The 17,069-nt window shown below is 38.5% G+C and carries 18 protein-coding genes; 4 read left to right on the forward strand and 14 right to left on the reverse strand.

Annotated elements, in window-relative coordinates:
* Positions 1–26 precede the first annotated feature (26 nt).
* From flgJ to flgB, 9 genes are all read right to left on the reverse strand, one after another.
* On the reverse strand, positions 27–1,013 hold the full coding sequence (gene flgJ / locus AACQ49_RS01290) for a flagellar assembly peptidoglycan hydrolase FlgJ (protein ID WP_004243530.1): 987 nt from the start codon (positions 1,011–1,013) through the stop codon (positions 27–29).
* Complete coding sequence (locus AACQ49_RS01295) at positions 1,013–2,119, reverse strand: flagellar basal body P-ring protein FlgI (protein ID WP_004243531.1); 1,107 nt, start codon at positions 2,117–2,119, stop codon at positions 1,013–1,015. The genes flgJ and AACQ49_RS01295 overlap by 1 nt, the downstream gene beginning before the upstream one ends.
* Before the next feature lie 14 nt (positions 2,120–2,133).
* Positions 2,134–2,877 (reverse strand): flagellar basal body L-ring protein FlgH, encoded by a 744-nt coding sequence (locus tag AACQ49_RS01300; protein ID WP_004243532.1) that lies wholly within the window; start codon positions 2,875–2,877, stop codon positions 2,134–2,136.
* Between the two features lie 62 nt (positions 2,878–2,939).
* Entirely contained in the window at positions 2,940–3,722 is a 783-nt protein-coding gene (flgG, locus tag AACQ49_RS01305) for a flagellar basal-body rod protein FlgG (RefSeq protein ID WP_004243533.1), read from the reverse strand.
* Positions 3,723–3,741: 19 nt separating this feature from the next.
* Entirely contained in the window at positions 3,742–4,497 is a 756-nt protein-coding gene (locus tag AACQ49_RS01310) for a flagellar basal body rod protein FlgF (protein ID WP_004248338.1), read from the reverse strand.
* A gap of 21 nt (positions 4,498–4,518) precedes the next feature.
* Positions 4,519–5,739 carry a flagellar hook protein FlgE gene (gene flgE, locus AACQ49_RS01315; protein WP_004243535.1) on the reverse strand — a complete coding sequence of 407 codons (1,221 nt, stop codon included), beginning with the start codon at positions 5,737–5,739 and terminating at the stop codon, positions 4,519–4,521.
* A gap of 28 nt (positions 5,740–5,767) precedes the next feature.
* Positions 5,768–6,586, reverse strand: coding sequence for a flagellar hook assembly protein FlgD (locus AACQ49_RS01320; protein WP_049201179.1), 819 nt, complete (start codon positions 6,584–6,586; stop codon positions 5,768–5,770).
* 12 nt (positions 6,587–6,598) lie between these two features.
* Entirely contained in the window at positions 6,599–7,003 is a 405-nt protein-coding gene (gene flgC, locus AACQ49_RS01325) for a flagellar basal body rod protein FlgC (RefSeq protein ID WP_004243537.1), read from the reverse strand.
* 5 nt (positions 7,004–7,008) lie between these two features.
* Positions 7,009–7,422, reverse strand: a complete 414-nt coding sequence (gene flgB, locus AACQ49_RS01330) for a flagellar basal body rod protein FlgB (protein ID WP_004243538.1) — start codon at positions 7,420–7,422, stop codon at positions 7,009–7,011.
* 209 nt (positions 7,423–7,631) lie between these two features.
* Here flgB and flgA point away from each other — a divergent pair, with 209 nt between their 5' ends.
* From flgA to AACQ49_RS01345, 3 genes are all read left to right on the forward strand, one after another.
* Entirely contained in the window at positions 7,632–8,288 is a 657-nt protein-coding gene (gene flgA / locus AACQ49_RS01335; protein WP_004243539.1) for a flagellar basal body P-ring formation chaperone FlgA, read from the forward strand.
* Positions 8,289–8,839: 551 nt separating this feature from the next.
* Positions 8,840–9,139, forward strand: coding sequence for a flagellar biosynthesis anti-sigma factor FlgM (flgM, locus tag AACQ49_RS01340; RefSeq protein WP_004248342.1), 300 nt, complete (start codon positions 8,840–8,842; stop codon positions 9,137–9,139).
* Between the two features lie 14 nt (positions 9,140–9,153).
* Positions 9,154–9,591 carry a flagella synthesis protein FlgN gene (locus AACQ49_RS01345; RefSeq protein WP_223805438.1) on the forward strand — a complete coding sequence of 146 codons (438 nt, stop codon included), beginning with the start codon at positions 9,154–9,156 and terminating at the stop codon, positions 9,589–9,591.
* Positions 9,592–9,741: 150 nt separating this feature from the next.
* Here the strand turns inward: AACQ49_RS01345 and AACQ49_RS01350 are convergent, their stop codons facing one another.
* The 3 genes from AACQ49_RS01350 to flhB form a co-directional block, all read right to left on the reverse strand.
* Positions 9,742–10,998 carry a two-partner secretion domain-containing protein gene (locus tag AACQ49_RS01350; protein WP_161778847.1) on the reverse strand — a complete coding sequence of 419 codons (1,257 nt, stop codon included), beginning with the start codon at positions 10,996–10,998 and terminating at the stop codon, positions 9,742–9,744.
* A gap of 410 nt (positions 10,999–11,408) precedes the next feature.
* Positions 11,409–13,499 (reverse strand): flagellar biosynthesis protein FlhA, encoded by a 2,091-nt coding sequence (gene flhA / locus AACQ49_RS01355; protein ID WP_004248346.1) that lies wholly within the window; start codon positions 13,497–13,499, stop codon positions 11,409–11,411.
* On the reverse strand, positions 13,492–14,640 hold the full coding sequence (gene flhB / locus AACQ49_RS01360; protein ID WP_004243547.1) for a flagellar biosynthesis protein FlhB: 1,149 nt from the start codon (positions 14,638–14,640) through the stop codon (positions 13,492–13,494). Before flhB ends, flhA begins: the two co-directional genes overlap by 8 nt.
* A gap of 263 nt (positions 14,641–14,903) precedes the next feature.
* Between flhB and AACQ49_RS01365 the strand changes: the two genes are divergently transcribed.
* Positions 14,904–15,383 (forward strand): Hcp family type VI secretion system effector, encoded by a 480-nt coding sequence (locus AACQ49_RS01365; protein ID WP_161683156.1) that lies wholly within the window; start codon positions 14,904–14,906, stop codon positions 15,381–15,383.
* Positions 15,384–15,653: 270 nt separating this feature from the next.
* On the opposite strand, the gene AACQ49_RS01370 is transcribed toward AACQ49_RS01365, so the two are convergent.
* Positions 15,654–16,055 (reverse strand): DUF1240 domain-containing protein, encoded by a 402-nt coding sequence (locus AACQ49_RS01370; RefSeq protein ID WP_242503531.1) that lies wholly within the window; start codon positions 16,053–16,055, stop codon positions 15,654–15,656.
* Positions 16,048–16,881 (reverse strand): hypothetical protein, encoded by an 834-nt coding sequence (locus AACQ49_RS01375; RefSeq protein ID WP_129623775.1) that lies wholly within the window; start codon positions 16,879–16,881, stop codon positions 16,048–16,050. The genes AACQ49_RS01370 and AACQ49_RS01375 overlap by 8 nt, the downstream gene beginning before the upstream one ends.
* Positions 16,882–17,069 lie beyond the last annotated feature (188 nt).

Genomic DNA, 17,069 nt, shown 5'->3' on the forward strand with positions numbered 1-17,069 from the left:
CCCCTCTAAACTTGAGGGGAGAATAGTTAAAAGAGTTCACTTAAATCATGGGTATAAGTTTTCGCAACTTGCTCACCCTGTCCCTTTAATTGCCCTATAATAGAAACAAGTTTTTTGGCATACCCCGGATCGGTTGCATAACCGGCTTCTTGAATATGATAAGCAGCCTGTTCTGGTGTTTTGGCTTGCGGTACTTTGGCATAGCGCGGGCTTTCCGTAAGCAATCTTAGATAATCTTGGATAGCCTCCACATAAGAGCCGTAGACACGGAAATTATCACGCATCTTGATCGATTTACCGTCAATCACTTCCGTTGTCATAATATTAGTGACAGGCCCTTTCCAATAACGCCCCGCTTTAATACCAAACAGGTTGTAGCTCGGTTTTCCATCACCCGTTAAAATTTCTCGTTTACCCCAGCCAGATTCTAGTGCCGCTTGTGCTACAACTAAAAGATGATGAATACCTGTACCTTGTGTCGCTTGTTTAGCAGGCCCTAACAATTTAGCGGCAAAAGAAGCGCTACTTTCAGACAGTCCTTTTAACTTGCCTACCGTACTTTCAACTGCATTTTGTAACGGTTGCATCGCACGATAGAGCTGGCCTAATGCTTGTGTTGGCATTGATTGAAAAATATCACTGCTGTCTAATGGCATCGGCGTTTTACCGGCCAGTTCGCTCGGTTCCATCGTTACTTTAGCTGATAGTTGTTTTTCAATCATGTCAGCAAACCCCAAGCCTTTTTTGGATAAATCTTGAGCAATTTGCTGATCATAAAGAGAGGTGTACATTTTAGTGCTTTCTGAATTGAACATACTCTCTTGTGGAATAGCTTCACGCATACTTTTTAACATCATTTGCACAAAAACCCCCTCAAGTTGCTGCGCCACTTGGCGCAGCCCTTGCTGATCGGCATTTTGTCCAACCTGATATTTAAGTTTATTCAATGCGTTACTATCATATGCCGGCGTTGAAATATTCGGCATTGAAGAAAGCAGAGATAACTCTTTCATCAGATAATCTCCAATCTCGCCCGTAAACAACCCGCACTTTCCATCGCTTGTAATATCGACATGAGATCTGTTGGGGTCGCACCTAGCGCATTGAGTGAACGGATCACTTCATTGAGGCTAGCACTGGCGTTGACTTTTTGTAATGAACCACCCTTTTCATTGACATTAACACTCGTATTACGTGACACAACCGTACTGCCACCTGCAAAAGGAGTATTCGGTTGACTCACATTCACTTGGCTATCTACCGTAACAGATAAGTTGCCTTGTGCGATGGCACAGCTACCTAATACCACATCACGGTTCATTACAACGGAACCTGTTCTTGCATTGATAATCACTTTAGCATCAGCAATAACTCGTTTTACCTCAAGGTTTTGCACATCTGCTAAGAAACGAACTTGTTCACTTTTACCAAGAGGTACACGTAATTGCACCGTACGGGCATCAAGAGGAAGCGCCGTTCCTACCCCTCGTAGTTTATTAATCGCATCAGCAATACTTTGTGCTAGCGTGAAGTTTTCTTCGTTAAGCTGTAAGTTTAATAATCCCGTTTGACCAAACTGAGAAGGTAACTCACGCTCAATAATGGCACCGTTACTAATACGTCCACCCGCTAATTGATTGACTTTTACGCTGCTGCCCCCCGCAGAAGCACCAGAGCCACCGACAATAATATTCCCTTGGGCTACCGCATAAACCTGACTATCTACCCCTTTAAGTGGGGTCATCAGTAACGTACCACCTCGTAAACTTTTGGCATTACCTAATGAAGAAACAACCACATCGATAGATTGCCCAGTACGACCAAAAGGAGGTAGTTTTGCTGTCACCATCACTGCCGCGACGTTTTTTAACTGCATATTGGTGCCCGCAGGTACGGTGATCCCCAATTGTGAGAGCATGTTATTTAGACTTTGCGTGGTAAAAGGTGTTTGCATGGTTTGGTCACCCGTACCATCGAGGCCGACAACCAAACCATAACCAATCAGCGCATTTTCTCTTACCCCTTCAACCGAAGTAAGATCTCTGATCCGTTCGGCATGGGCAGAAAAGCCGACACATGTCATCACGATAAAGAAAAGGCTAATCGCTAATTTTTTCATCTAGATCCTACTCGTTAAAAAGGTGATACATTTAAGAAGAAACGTTGTAGCCATCCCATGGATTGCGCTTCATTAATATAACCGTCTCCGATATATTCAATACGCGCATCAGCAACTTGGGTTGAATTGACCGTGTTTGAGCCACTGATAGTGCGCGGATTCACAACGCCTGAAAATCGAATAAATTCAGTACCTTGGTTTATCGCAATTTGTTTTTCACCCACAACGTGTAGATTGCCATTTGCCAATAACTGATCAACCGTTACCGTAATGGTGCCTTTAAAGGTGTTATTTGCATTAGCACCACCTTTACCACCGAACTCACTGTTTCCTTCCATGCCCATATCAGTACGGCTATTCCCTAATAATCCTTCTAAGAACCTTGGTGTGATAGAAGCAAGGAAACCGGCTTTACCATTGCGACTGGCATTCGCCGACGAGTTTTTACTGGCACTGACATTTTCTTGCAAGGTGATAGTCAATGTATCGCCAATATTTCGCGGTCGCCTATCTTCAAATAATGGCTGATAACCAAAATAAACCGGCTGAGTAGCCTGAAAAATAGAGCCATTAGGTGCTGGTGTGGTAGGCGCAGTAGGTATTGCCGTGGTGTGTCCTTCAACCAATGGTTTTTTCGGTATCTGAGCGCACCCTGCTAGTGTCAGTACCAACAGGGCGGTACCTAAACGTTGATGACGACGCCATCTGACACTAAGCTTGCTTGCCCCAGAATTGTCAGTAATGACCTTTGTATCCATCTTCGATACTCTTTTAGTAATACGCCTGACAGAAATTCTGTCAGGCTAATGAATCAACGAAATTAGAGTTGCGTGAGTTTCTGTAACATCTGATCAGAAGTTGAAATCGCTTTACTATTAATTTCATAAGCACGCTGAGTCTGGATCATATTGACCAATTCTTCCGCGACATTAACGTTAGAGGTTTCAACATATCCCTGATATAACAAGCCCGCACCGTTAATACCCGGCGCATTCTCAGTGGGTGCTCCGGAGCTGGCTGTTTCTAAGTACAGATTTTCCCCAACACTTTCTAACCCGCTATCATTAATAAATGTGGTGAGGGTTAATTGTCCTACTTGTTGAGGTGCAGGCGATCCTTCAATCTCCACACTGACAATACCATCACGACCTACCATCACCTTTTTAGCGGTTTCTGGCAAAATAATCGCTGGGACGATTTGAAAGCCACTGGAGGTCACTAATTGCCCATTTTGGTCCATTTGAAAAGAGCCATCACGAGTATAAGCATCCGTACCATCAGGTAATTGAACATGGAAAAAACCTTGCCCTTTGATAGCAACATCACGCGTACCATTAGTTTGGGCTAAATTACCTTGGCTATGTAAACGTTCTGTCGCCACTGGGCGAACACCAGTACCAATTTGTAAACCAGAAGGCGCATTCGTCTGCTCGGATGTCATCGCTCCCGGTTGACGAATAGTTTGATAGAGTAAATCCTCAAAAACCGCACGCTGGCGTTTAAAACCATTTGTGCTGACGTTTGCGAGGTTGTTGGAAATCACATCCATGTTAGTTTGTTGTGCATCCAACCCTGTTTTAGCAATCCATAAAGAACGGATCATGGTTTTCCCCTTACACTATTTAACTCATTGATAGCAATTGGTTAGCGCGTTGCGCATTATCATCTGCACTGTGGATCACCTTCATTTGCATTTCGAAACGGCGGGCATTGGCAATCATATCGACCATGGCTTCAGCAGGATTGACGTTGCTACCTTCTAATACACCAGCAAGGACTTTGACGTTATCGTCCGCAGGTAACGTTTCACCCACTCGTGCTGTACCTTGAGGTGATAGGTGAAATAGACCATCATCGCCTCGTACCAAATCATTTTGTTCTGGCTTCACCATTTTTAGGCGACCAATTTGCCCTAGCATTTTTGGTGGATCGGTAGGGACATGAGCCGTGACAATGCCGTTATTAGCAATGCTAATTTCCGCTTGTGGTGGCACTTCAATTGCGCCATTATCGCCCATCAAAAGACGGCCTTGTACCATCAACATGCCATCAGCGTTACGCTCAATATTGCCGTTTCGGGTATACGCTTGCGTACCATCTTCAAGTTGAACAGCCAAATAGCCATTATCACTTAAAGCAACGTCCATCGGTCTGCCGGTGTAATTCATCGTTCCCTGACGCTGATCACTACCGGGCGTTGACGCGACGGTAAGTGTACGCGTCGGTAAGGTTTCGCCATTGATAGGTACGGCTCGCATCGCACTAAGTTGCGCTTTAAACCCTGGTGTTGATGCATTTGCTAAATTGTTCGCCACGACAGCTTGGTTTTCCATTGAGTGTCTGGCACCGCCCATCGCGGTATAAATCACATGATCCATAACAGATGATTTCCTGCGTTATTAGCGCATGCTAACTAGTGTTTGCAGGATCTGATCCTGAGTTTTGATAGTCTGCGCATTAGATTGATAGTTACGTTGAGCAACAATCATGTTAACTAACTCTTGGCTCATATCTACGTTAGAGGCTTCTAAGGCATTGTTGGTTAATTTACCGAATACGCCAGAGCCTGCCACACCAACAATGGGTGAGCCTGAACCATTGGTTTCAGACCACATATTGTCACCTTGTGAACTTAAGCCACCAGGATTGGCAAAGTTAGCTAATGCGATTTGACCAACCACTTGGCTTTGTTGGTTTGAGTAGGTCGCCATAATGGAACCATCTGGCTCAATACGGAAATTGGTAAATTCCCCTGCTTGATAACCATTTTGCGCGAGTTTAGAGACACTTGATTCAGCGACTTTTTGCTGCGTACTACCACTAAAGTTCATTTCCATATCCATGGGTTGTGAACCTTTATAAGCAACGGTAGTAAAGTTTTTCAGCTTAGGTGCTGTTTCATCTAGTACCCCGTTATCCTTATAAACTAATTTACCCAGATCTTGTGCTGGCTCACCTGTTGTGGTGTCTTGAGCATAAACACTCCATTCGTTATCTTTGGTTTTAACAAAGAATAAGTTCAGGTTATGTTCATTACCTAAGCTATCGTAGGTTGTCACGTTAGTACTAAAGTTATAAGAATCGTTATCTTTGGGATCAAATTTATGTGTTGTTTGATCGATAGCCTCTTCAGCTGAATTCAAGTTAACCGTCATATCCATTTTATCGGTTGCACTTGCATTCATCATATCGGTAGGAATAATGATAGGCGTTGGTGTTGCCCCTTTTTGTACTACATTTTTACCGTCTACGTTTTGTACTGGATAACCTGTAATACGCATGCCTTGCATATTAGTGAGATAGCCGTTTTTATCTTTGCCAAATTCACCATTACGTGAATAGAAAACGCCACCGTTACTATCTTCAATACGGAAGAAACCACCACCAGAAATCGCCACATCGGTTGGGCGGTTAGTAGTAGTGATACTACCATCTTTAAAGTTTTGGCTAATGCCTGATACTTTTACACCAAGCCCTGCACCAGAGCCGGCAAAAACATCGGCAAAAGAGACTGTTGCCCCCTTAAAACCGTAGGTTGCAGAGTTTGAGATATTATTACCAATAGTATCTAAATTAGCGGCTGCTGCATTTAAACCACTGACTGCTTGAGAAAAGGACATGCGCCCTCCATTATTGAATTAATGTTGATTAAAAAACTTTACGAATTTCGTCCAATGAAACGATGACACCGAGGCCAACATCAAGATGAGGTTTTCCCTCTTTCATAGAAACGGAATTGACTATCGCACTTTTAAGTGTTTTTACTGGAACTTGAGCATCATTAAATGTGGCATTTACTGTAAATTGATATTTTCCAGTAGGAACTTTATTACCATCATCATCAGTGCAATCCCAAAAGAAGTGATAAACATCCGGCAGAATTTTTGAATTCATTTCGATCGTGCGAACTTTAGCCCCACTACTATCAGTAATATTGACTGTAAGCGTATCTATTGGACTAAAGGATTCAAAACCAAAAGCGCTGGAGAAGATATTTTCATTATCTGTCGCATCAGTAGATGCACGTAACTTACCTAATTTAGTATCAGGTGTTGTATCTTTATCTGTATCTTTATCTGTATCTGTATCTGTATCTGTATCAGATCCAGCGTTTTCACCATTATTAATCTTATCAACGCTGATTTCATTACCGGCAATCATCACCATATGATTAACCAATGAGGTCGCACGTAATGCCTGACTTTGGTCAATTTGCCCAACAATGGTATTGACTGTTTTATTTAGCGTCTCTATCCCTTCAACCGTAGAAATCTGTGCTAACTGTGACGTTAACTCATTATTCTGCATTGGATTGGTGGGATCTTGGTTTTGCATCTGCGTGATAAGCAACGTCAGGAAATTACCTTTAATATCATCACTCCCCCCTTTTTTAGTGTGGTAGGATGAAGGCGCTTCCCCGATAATGGTATTATCAGTAGGTTCATTCATTGAGGCAGAAATACCCACAATTTATTCTCCCTATTGACCTATCATTAACGTTTTTTGCATCAGCGATTTCGCTGTATTCATCACTTCAACGTTAGCCTGATAACTTCTTGACGCCGAAATGGTGTTGATCATTTCACCGACTACATCGACATTAGGCTTACGCACATAGCCTTTTTCATCTGCAAATGGATTTCCTGGCTGGTATTCCATACGAAAGGGTGTCGGATCATCCACTACTTGCGTAACATGAACACCACCAATATCTTGACCCGCTGGCGCATTCACTTGGAAAACCACTTGTTTTGCACGGTAAGGTTCACCATCAGGCCCCACAACGCTATCTACGTTGGCCATATTACTTGCACTGACGTTTAAACGTTGTGATTGTGCTGAAAGTGCAGAACCTGAAATATCGAAAATACTAAATAAAGACATACTCTTTATCCTTGTTGCAATACAGCCATCATGCTTTTAACTTGAGAGTTAATAAATGTCACATCTGCCTGATATTTAACGCTATTATCGGCAAAATTACTCCGTTCCATATCCATATCGACCGTGTTACCATCCATCGATGTTTGATGAGGAACCCGATAAAGCAAATCAGCCTCTAAGCGATAACCCGGCTTAATAGGAATATGGCGTTCTGATGTCATTGTCAGTTGCAATCCATGACTACCAGTACGCCCATTTTCCATGGTTTTTTTCAACTCAGCCGCGAAATCAATATCCCTTGCTTGGAAGCCTGGCGTATCAGCATTAGCAATATTTGCCGCCAAAATTTCTTGGCGTTTATTACGTAGTGAAAGCGCTTCTTGTTGAAAATGAAACGTATTTTCTAATTTATCGAGCATCTTCTATCCTTGGTGGCTAAACCACTCACCTCAGCTGATAAAACAATTTCAGTTAACAGAATAAACGCTCAAAAAAAAGATGATTGGAGGAATAGGGGTAAATTGAATTGCTATTTATGCGTTTAAGGTATGTGAAGAGGATGTACACTATTTTGGCTAAATAAGTTTAACCACACCATTAGCATAAACTTTATAAGGTGATACAAACTATGTCTGTTAGAACGTTTATCGGTGTTATTTCTTTTTTCTTTATAGTAAATAGCGGTATAGCCAATCCCCTACCCGAAGCGCTACAGCAATTTTTCCAAACGCGCCACCACAAAGACGATAAAGTCACCGTAACCGTTTTAACCCCAGAGGATAAATGGCCACATTGCCAACAACAAGAAATCCTACAGCATGCAGGCTCTCGCAACTGGGGACGTCTTTCTATCCCCATTCAGTGCGATAATCAACGTCGTTTTATACAAGTAGATGTGAGTGTTTATGGACAATATTTAGTCGCTAAAAAAGAGATTAATCGTGATGATGTAATAACAAAATCTTCGATTAAGATCATAAAAGGAGATTTAGAAAAGCTACCTTATGACGTGTTAAGAGATGCTGTTTTTATTAAAAATGCCATTGCTATGCGCCATATTGCGACCGAAAAACCAATAACATCAACTATGGTTCGTCGCCCTTGGGCCATTTTAGCGGGGCAGACTGTAACGGTTTTTGCACAAGGTGATCACTTTCAAATCCGTTATGAAGGAAAAGCGATTAACAATGCCGTTGCCAATGAAAGTATTCGTATACGGGTCAAATCAGGGCAAATTATTACTGGTGAAGCGCTGGAAAATGGCTCTGTACGTATCCCCTTGTAATACATTAAAGATAACAATTAAAGGTAACGATAAGCAGAATAAGCCTATATTAAATGACTTGTTAACCGTTTTAATGATAGCAAGGCAAGGTAAACTCTCTTGCACTATAAGTTGAATAAAAACGCTGCTTGTAGACTAGTGCTAATGAGTACGCTACAGCTTGAAGTACGACGAGAAAATACTCTAAATAATTCAAGTTATAACTAGGCGGCAAGCGAATGAGTTGCTAGGAGCATACATAAGTATGTGACTAGTGCGAATGAGTGATGCCAACAACGCTACAGCTTGAAGTATGACGAGAAAATACTCTAAATAATTCAAGTTGTAGCTAGGCGGCAAGCGAATGAGTTGCTAGGAGCATACATAAGTATGTGACTAGTGCGAATGAGTGACGCCAACAACGCTACAGCTTGAAGTATGACGAGTAAGATAACATTAAAGTTTATATCTACACTGCCGATATAAAGCTACAAGATGATAGGCGAAAACACATAGGTTGTTTACAATGGCTTCATCTGACGATTAATTGATGCCTAACAAAGGATTTTCCTATGAGTATTGAACGCACAAATCCACTTATCCCAATCACGGCCATTTCTCAGCGTAACCTTAATGAAGGTGCCCAAGAAGCACGAAAAACCGGTAATACGCAAACAAAAGCAATGGCGGGTGATACTTCTGTGAAACTAAGTGAAGCACAGAAAAAATTAGTTCAACCTAGCAATCAAGACATCAATGTCGAGAAAGTTGCCCGTTTAAAAGCAGCGATTGCCGATGGAACATTAACAATGGACAGCAGCAAAATTGCGGAAGCACTTTTCCGAGAAGCTGCTGAAAGCATAACTAAATAATATTAAAGATTATGATGGAAGAACTCCGCCAGACCTTAGATCTTCAGTTATCACAGCTCAATACCATTGCGGGTATTTTACGTGCTGAGCAACAGTTATTATGTGCAGGAAGTATTGATATCAATAAGCTGCATGAACTAACTGAACAGAAGAATTTTGTATTAACAGCTCTAGGTCATACCGATCAAAAACGTCAAATACTCAGTAAACAAGTTGGTATTGATAGACCCTATCAAGGACAGCCTTTTTTAGCTGATTTATGGGGACAACTGGTTGATCTAACGGAAGAGTTAAAACATCTTAATCAACACAATGGCTTATTGTTAGAGCAACATATTACTCGCAATAGTGAAACGCTACATTTTCTACAGAAAAATCATAGCCCAACACTTTATGGTGCAGATGGACAAGCACAGCGTTCAATATTAGCTGGGCGAAAAATACAAATATAATTTTCTTTTATAATTAAAGAATAGTCCCTGTATTATCTCAATATAATACAGGGAGTATTTTATTTAATATATTGATTTATATGTAACAACCTTCAGATAAATATTGAATTAGTGTTAGGATTTAAATCGATAGTAATAATTAAAATAGCCTTATTTGTATTCAGTATAATCTATAATAGTTGATCTACCTAATTTATATTTTGTTCCCCCCTCTAATCTTAATCCCTCTGTTCCTATTAACAAGTTTTTACCTTCAATATCAACTTTATCATCATTTAATTGTAATATAACATGACCATGCCCCTGGATTTTACCACCAAGAGATATACTATCCTCAGCGACAATATCAAGAACACTATTATTCAACAATGATATATTATCTATTTTTAGGGTTCCTGCCATTCCATATAAATAACTATCATCAATATTAAATGCTCTATCTAAAAACATTAGATCCGCTTTCATAAATAGATTACTATTTTTAACATTAAATGATGAATTATTAATTTCAGCAGAATATTGATAAACCATTACTTTTGATTGTTTCGTCCCATCATAAGCTGTTCTATATAAATTATCATCTTGATTTATATACACTTTTCCCATATTAATCAAACCATAAGACTCATGATTTAGTGATAAAGTATTTATATTACCATAATTATAAATGTTACCCTCTTTTGTTTTTATTATTAAATATCGACTATTTATTCCTGCCTCTGTCCTTAACAAAAAATGGCTCTGTTTATTATAATCATTTTTAGCTCCAAGATTAAACTCACTTAACCCCATATCAAAACGAATATATTCAGCATTTAAATCACCTTGAATCAAGTCTACATTATTAGAGATAATATTTATTATTCCAGATGAAATATCTTTATAATTGCGATGAATATGACTATATTCATTTTTATCTAATTTATTTCTCATATCAAAAACAACACTAGAACCTATATCTGCTATAGTGAATGTCTTAGAAAATTTCCCTGTACTGCTACCTGCAATTAGTTTAATATCATTAATTCCAGAGAAAGAACAATCACGACAAGAAATTCCATTAGGATTAGCTATAACCACTGTCGCCTTTTTTCCTTGTAACTCAAGCTCACCTCTTAGAATTGAAACATCTTTAGAAACAACCTCATTAATAATTAATTCTGCTTCAGCATTATTTTTTAATGATAAACCCAAATCACCAACATCAAGACGATTATAATAGATATGGGCGGTACCATCTTGATTAGTATTTATCACTTCAATTTGTGTTCTCCCTGTGTCACTATCAATAGATACCTGTGCATCTGATAATGAATCAGGGTTTAAAATAACATCTTGATGAGCATAACAAGATAATGAAATAAATACAGATAACAGTGAGACAGTAAATAGAGAGTTTTTTTTCATGGACATTTCCTTTGGTTTTAAAACTGATTATCATAATTAGCACAAGGAACAATTAATTTAAAAAAAAATCCATATAAAAAACATATAGACAAAGCATTTAAAAAACATATAAATAATATATTAACGATTAAGTATTTATATTAAAAAATACAAATAATATCTTTAAATATTAATAATAAGATATATAAACAGCCCTATTACCAAACAAGCTATTAATATTTAATTTTCTTTCTGTTATTCTATAAGCCTCTTTATCAAAATAAATCTCACCATATCCATGTTTAATATTGCTTTTATTTAAAACATATTCTATATATAGAACAATTACTTATATTCTTCTTGTTTAAACTAAAAAAAACCACTAAATGATGATTTAGTGGTTTTAGTAGATTTTTATCAATGATTAATAATTAATGATTTTGTCCACCAATCATTGATGTCATACGAATATGACGACCTTCGCTAATTTCCATATTTGATAATACCGCTAACTGTGGCAAGCTACGGCGTAAAAAGCGTGATAACAGCGAACGTAGTGCATGGTTAACCAAGAGTACTGGCACGCCCCCTGACATCTCTTGACGACGTACCGCATCTAAGGCTTGTTGTTCAATGTTTTCAGCAAGGCCAGGCTCTAATCCCCCCCCACTTTGCATCGCTTGTAATAATAGACGCTCTAGTCCCGCATCTAATCCGATAACTTGTATCTCTTCTTTATCACCAAACCAGTGTTGTGTTATTGCCCTGCGTAATGCAACACGAACTACCGCCGTTAATTCTGCCGGATCTTTTTGCTCAGGTGCATGCTCTGCAAGTGCTTCTAATATGGTTCTCATATCGCGAATAGGCACTTGCTCTGCCAACAGGTTTTGCAATACTTTATGTAACACCGTTAATGACAGCATATCGGGGATCATATTTTCCGTCATTTTCGGTAGTTCTTTGCTTACCCTATCAAATAGCATTTGCGCTTCTTGGCGACCAAATAACTCTGCTGCGTATTGGTTAAGTACATGATTAAAATGTGTTGCAATCACTGTACTTGCCGCCACAACCGTATAGCCTTGTACTTGTGCTTGCTCTCTTAAACTGTCATCAATCCATACCGCAGGTAAACCAAATGCCGGCTCTTGAGTGTTATCACCTTCTAGCGTTCCGACTGCATTACCGGGGTTTATGGCCAACCAACGCCCAGGATGAGCTTCGCCATGGCCGATTTCTACCCCTTTCATTAAAATGCGGTAGGAGGAAGGTTTCACTTCCATATTATCGCGAATATGTACAACAGGAGGTAAATACCCCATTTCTTGTGCAAACTTTTTGCGAATACCACTAATTCGACCTAATAATTCACCATTTTGGCGATTATCGACCATGGGAATAAGACGATAACCTACTTCCATTGACAGCGGATCTTCTAATTGCACATCTTCCCAAGAGGCTTCAACAACCCGATTTTGTTTTTCAACTTGTTCCAACTCTTTTTGTTGTTGCACTTGAGGACTGCTATGACGTTTTAAGATATACCATCCTAATCCTGCTAATGCTGCCGTAAAGAAGAGGAAAACAAAGTTTGGCATACCTGGTACTAACCCCAGCAATCCTAAAACACCCGCGGTTAGCATCAGCACACGAGGGTTATCAAAGAGTTGCGTCACCATTTGTTGACCGACATCTTCATCGGTTGCAACGCGAGTAACAATAACACCCGCCGCTGTTGATATAATCAGTGCTGGAATTTGAGCCACCAGCCCATCACCGATAGTTAATAAGGTGTAAGTGCTTGCCGCATCGTTAAGTGCCATATTATGTTGTGCAACACCGACCACTAAACCACCAACGACGTTTATTACCAAGATCATTAAGCCAGCAATCGCATCCCCTCGGACGAATTTACTTGCACCATCCATAGATCCATAAAAGTCAGACTCAAGCGAGACTTCTTTACGACGTTTTTTAGCTTCTTCTTCGTTTATGATCCCAGCATTTAAATCAGCATCGATAGCCATCTGCTTACCCGGCATCCCATCTAATACAAAGCGTGCGCCTACTTCAGCAATACGCCCTGCACCTTTGGTGATAACCATAAAGTTAATCAGAATAAGAATGATAAAAACAACGATACCGATAGCAAAATTGCCACCTACGAGGAAATGACCAAAAGCTTCAACAACACGCCCTGCAGCCGCGGAGCCTGTATGTCCTTCCATCAAGATAATACGTGTTGATGCAACGTTAAGCGATAAGCGTAACAATGTAGTGAACAGGAGTATTGTAGGAAAGGCAGCAAAGTCCAATGTGCGCCTAGTAAACATGGCCACTAATAGCACCATGATAGAAAGGGCAATGTTAAAGGTAAACAATAAGTCCAATAGAAAAGGTGGCAATGGCAGTACCATCATTGACAGTATAAGCAAAATAAGTACTGGCCCTGCCAGTATCTGCCACTGAGAACTTTTCCAATTTCCCGGCAAGCGGAGTAATGAGGCCAAATTAGCCATGACGATTATCTTCTCCAGCAAAGTCCAGTGCGGGAGGCACTGGCAAGTTCATAGGTTGTTTAGGTTTTAAACCACCTTCGGTTTTCCATCGTCTCAGTTGATAGACCCAAGCTAAAACTTCTGCAACAGCGGCATAGAGTGTTGCAGGAATAGCCTGTCCTATCTCACTGTGACGATATAACGCCCTAGCAAGCGGTGGCGCTTCTAGAAGCGGAATTCGATGTTCAGCACCAATTTCTTTAATTTTTAAGGCAATGGCGCCCGCCCCTTTAGCAAGTACTTTTGGGGCAACCATTTTGTCGTTATATTGCAAAGCAACCGCGTAATGCGTTGGGTTAGTGACAATGACATCTGCTTTTGGCACATCTGCCATCATTCGTCGACGCGACATCTCGTGTTGTTGTTGGCGAATACGCGCCTTTAATTGCGGATCACCTTCTTGTTGTTTAAATTCGTCTTTGATTTCTTGGCGTGTCATGCGTAACTTTTTCAAATGACTACGAATTTGAAAAATAATATCGAATGCCACCATCGGGATAAGCATAAAAACCGCAATATAGACCGCAAAAATAAGCAGTTGCATCGCATTAGCTAAAGCACTTAAAGGAGGAAGCGTGATCAAATGAAGAATATCGTTCCAGTTGTGCCATAAGAAAACCGTTGCGGCTAAGCCGACAAAGAGTGATTTTAAAATCGCTTTAAATAATTCAGCTAACGCATTCATTGAAAAAATACGTTTTAAGCCAGAAATAGGGTTCCATTTTTTCGGATCAAACTTGATAGATTTGCTACTAAAATTAATCCCCCCCAATACGGCTGAACCACCAATTGCCACTAAGACCAAGCCTAGAAACACTGGCGATAACGCAAATACAGCCTGTTTCATTAAACTGGCAAAACGGGGGATCAATAAATTCTCGTTGCCGATTATGTGGTGATTAAAAGTAAAACCTTCCGTTAGCATGGCATAGAGCTCACGAGTGATAAAACGCCCACTCATCCACAGTAGACTGACGCCCCCTAAAATCATTAATACGGACGAAAGCTCTTTGGAACGAACAATTTGCCCATCCTTTTTCGCTTTTTCCCGTTTATGGGGTGTGGGTTCTTCTGTCTTTTCGAGATCGCTATCTTCAGCCACAGTCTGTCCGATTTAGATAATTAGATTAAAGCCTGAATGAAATGTCTCTTAGCATGACAAATTCAGAAGAAATTGATGGGTTGAACAATCGCAAATTTACGGGGCTTTTTGGGCTATGGATAAGAAATAGTCATTTAGGATGAATAAATGACTATATCTTCAATCTAGATATATTTAAATAGAATTTTTTAAAGGTTTACGATATGCTTTTAGTAAGTATTGATGGATTTGTTTAGTTCATATGTTTTTATAAGGAGATTCCTTTGGCTTATCCAACATATTTAGCATTAAAAGGTAAAAATCAAGGGTTAATTTCAGCAGGTTGTTCAACTCAAGACTCTATAGGTAATCTTTACCAAATAGGCCATGAAAACGAAATACAGGTTATTGGGTTACATGGAGGAGCATTTAGAGAACAGAACGCATTATATAAACCTATCGTATTTACAAAACCTATCGATAAATCATCTCCTCTTTTGTCTGTTGCTCTAGATAATAATGAGATCTTAGAAGCTTATTTTACATTTTATCGTACAAGTCAAAGCGGGCAGTTTGAAAAATATTATGAGATTAAACTTACAGGAGTATCCCTGATTGAGATCTCAGACATATTTCCAGATTCAATAAAAGATAATGAATCAATGCCATATCAACGTATACAAATGAAATATGAGTCAATATCACGAAACCATTTAATCGCAAACACATCAAGTTATAGTATTAATAGTGAAATAGTTCAATAGTATAATTTCTGACTTTAATTTAAAATCATAAGCCACCCGTAAAAAGGTGGTTTGTTTTTAGACTAAACAATACTTATTTTTCTTCATTTAAGTAAAGTATCTTTGCTATTTTAATTTACTCTTTGGAAAAGGATACATATTATTTATTAATGAACTTATCTGAAATTAAATTCCATATTTTCCTCTGATATACTTTAATGAAGAAAGATCTAAAAATATACGCATATTATTTCAAATGAGATATCAACTATATTATACTAATAAAGTATATTACTTACACATCGTCTTTGAAACAACATATTCACTTGGTGCAAACATGGATGATTTATCGCAAGAATAATAACCTTTATCTACCAAATCCATTTGAATATAAAAAGAAAAAAACAAACTAAAAAAAACACCAAAGATAGCAATACCTGCTAAATAATTAGCTGATTTTATTATTTTTTTTGTTGGAGTTTTCTTATATGCCAAGATAATCCCAAAATATGAAAAATAGAGAATGATAGGACTTCCAAAACCAAATAACCCTGTTAAAAATGAGAAAAATATTCTATCTTTCATTAAGAAATAATCTAGATAATTAGCTATTGATACATATAGACCATATATAGCCAATAGAAATAATATGATAGATGAACTTATTAAGTTTATTGGGTTTACTTTAACCACGACTGAAGGCTCTCCAATTATTAAATATAATCTGAGGACTTCTTGTTTCAGTTTTAGCCCTACGGTGATATTTTAAATCTCTTATAATAGATTCACTTATACCGAATTTATCGTCTAATTTATATAATGCATAGGAAATTAATGCTCCTATAATAAAGACTCCTATAGCAACAGCTATGACACTAACACCTGCGGCTAGCAATCCCGTTACTATAGATCCTGTAGCTATAGTAGTTATATGAGTTGCGATAGCCAATTTAGCAATATCCATTGTTACATTGACAAAGAAATTAATCAATGTATTTTCATCTTTAAATATTAATTCCACGGCCCGATAAGCAAGAGAAAAAACAATAGCAAATCGAGTAGCACCGATAGATGTATCATTCATACCTTGAGTTCCAACTCCCATATACAATATACGAGGATTGTTTGCCAAATATCTAGTGCCATTCAAGAAAGCTCTAACACCAGCATGACCAGATAGTCTAATATAGACATTACCATTTGGAGCAACATATTCTGTTGCTCGGATATTAACATTACGGAATTCATTTATTATTCTTTGTACACGATATGCCTCATAAATATTCCCGGAAAAATTAGAAATAAAATCAGTTATACCAAAGAGCGTATCTTTAGGTGACTTAAATGATGTAGGAGAAAACTCATTATTCAAAATATACTCTGCTTCCTCAATGGTAATAATTGCAGCAACGTTATCATCATTCTTTTCACTATTTATTATACTTTTAATCCTACTATAGTTAGCATATTTATATTCCTTATCCCAATCAATCACTGTTGTATCATATATATATCCCATATTATTTAACTCTCTATAAATTTAAGATTTAAAAACTCTATTGACAAAAAAACTTTATCTTTTCTTATCAAAACTCTATTTATATTGAAAAAACAACCATCTACTTTATATAACATTTAAAACTATAAATAATTTCATTATCCTACTTAATTTAGTATAACTACACTATCATTTTCATTCAATAATAA

Source organism: Proteus sp. G2675, assembly GCF_963886535.1.
GTDB lineage: Bacteria > Pseudomonadota > Gammaproteobacteria > Enterobacterales > Enterobacteriaceae > Proteus > Proteus mirabilis.